Annotated in this window: 2 protein-coding genes; both read right to left on the bottom strand. The window is 37.5% G+C overall.

The window, feature by feature from the left end:
* On the bottom strand, window positions 1–421 hold a 421-nt coding region (locus GSY74_RS04035), incomplete at its 3' end, for a hypothetical protein (RefSeq protein WP_164663823.1).
* Window positions 422–455: 34 nt separating this feature from the next.
* Complete coding sequence (locus tag GSY74_RS04040) at window positions 456–1,919, bottom strand: NAD(P)/FAD-dependent oxidoreductase (protein ID WP_370518766.1); 1,464 nt, start codon at window positions 1,917–1,919, stop codon at window positions 456–458.
* Window positions 1,920–2,072: the final 153 nt, after the last annotated feature.

The raw sequence follows: 2,072 nt of genomic DNA on the forward strand, positions 1-2,072 counted from the left end.
GTGCTTCTGTCTCTTCATCTTTTGCTTTAGCCGCAGCCTCTTCACCCACATAGAAACTCTTCTCTATAAACTTGGACATAGCAGTTGGGTCATAGTTAAACCCTTTATCTAAAAGTTTTTTCATATTGTGTGCCATCTTATCATGGTCTGTACCAGATGACATATTGATACCCTCATTTTTGACATCAAAGAGGTCAAGCTCTAGCTCACCCGCTTGTCTATCATTCATCGGTGGAGTCTTCTTCTTAGTAAGACCCTCAGCTTTCTCTCCGTGACACTTATGGCAAGATTGCTCCCACACCTGTTTTGGTGTCAACTTATAACTGATAGCCTCTCCACCTCCATCATTTCCTGTCTCGCCACACCCTGAAAGTGCAAACGCTGCAACCGCTGTCATTAACATTAAATTCGTTTTCTTCATATCTATTAGCCTTCCTTTCTTTTCTCTATTTCTCTTACGCTCTACCAGATAACATACCAAACTGTGTCATCGGTTTAAGTGCATATACTTTGAGTAACCACCAAATCCATCTCTCTTGAGTTGGGTCAAGCGGAACCATAGGTGTTGGCTTTTTAGTCCAGTTAAACTCAGCTAACATTACTGTACCGATGCTTGTAATTAGTGGACAAACCGTATAACCTGCATATTTTGGGTTTTTATTTATATCTCCACCCTCCATCAGAGTGACAATATTATCAACTACAACTTTATACTGCTTTCTAGCCGATCCGCCTGTTTTACCCATTGGAATACCTGCAATATCACCAAGAGAGAATACATTTGGAAATTTAACATGTTGAAGTGTCTCTTTATCTACAGGAACCCAACCTTTACCAGAACCAATTGGCGAGGAAGCAATCTCTTCAGTGGCTACCATTGGTGGAGTAATGTGCATAAAGTCATAAGGAACCGTTACCTCTTTACTCTTTAACTCAATTCCATACTCTTCTAAATCCTCATCCCACTCACCTTTTTGCTTCCAGTGTCTGTTGAATGTTGCTGTCTTTGCTTTAGGATCAACAGCGATAAGATTGTGTCTATAATTCCACTTCATATCTCGCTCACCAAACTGCTTCTCTATTGCATTGTGATACTCTTTAACACCAAACATTTTAGAACCATTTGGATAGAACATAAGCTCTGCATTATCTCTTACACCTGCTTCACGAAGTCTTGCATCTGTTAGATACATAATCTTTTTTGGAGCTCCACCACATTTAATTGGTGTATTTGGGTGAGTAAATACACCTTTTACTTTTTTGCCAGACTTTGCATCTGCAATAAACTTCTGCATCTCTGTCCATGTATCAGCTGAACCCTGTTGGTAATAGATGGATGTTAAACCATTTTTACCAATCACCTTACTCACTGCCGAGTGGTCACCAGTTGATGTAATAGTCTCTGAGATACCTAAACCTTCAATTTTATCAAAAGCCAATTTAACCCCAGCAGCTACAACCATATAATCATATTTGATTGTCTTTCCACCAGATGTCTTTACTGTATTGTTTTTTGGGTCAAACTCAACAGCTTTCTCTTTAATTACTGTTGTTCCTGATGGAATAAAGTTTTCTGTCTTATACATAACATCTTCTTTCTCCCAAATACCTGCACCAACTAATGTCTGTCCTGGTTGATAAGAGGTTGCCAAATCTCCTGGCTCAATAACAGTAATATCTGGATTATCAAGTGTATTAGTAAACCTTGCAGCTGTTGACATACCTGCTAAACCACCACCAATAATTAGGATTTTACCTTTAGCAGCACTAGCTCTAACTTCTGTAGTAGCTCCACTTGCCATAAGTGCAGCTGTTCCACCAACACCAAAGATTTTCATTGCATCACGACGAGAGATTCCCTCGTTTTTAAAGTGTGCATCAATGAGTTCCATGCCCTCTTTCATCATTTTGTTATCCAAAATATCTCCTTTTTAATTTAATCATTGCCTATTTTACAGAAAAAATATAAAATATAAAAGATATTTATCAATAAATAGATTTTTTTTTTTAACTATAACTAATTGTAAACGAAATTATCCATTTTGATTACTAAAATCTATTAATTATAACTA

The organism is Sulfurovum sp. bin170, from assembly GCF_010892395.1.
Lineage (GTDB): Bacteria > Campylobacterota > Campylobacteria > Campylobacterales > Sulfurovaceae > UBA1140.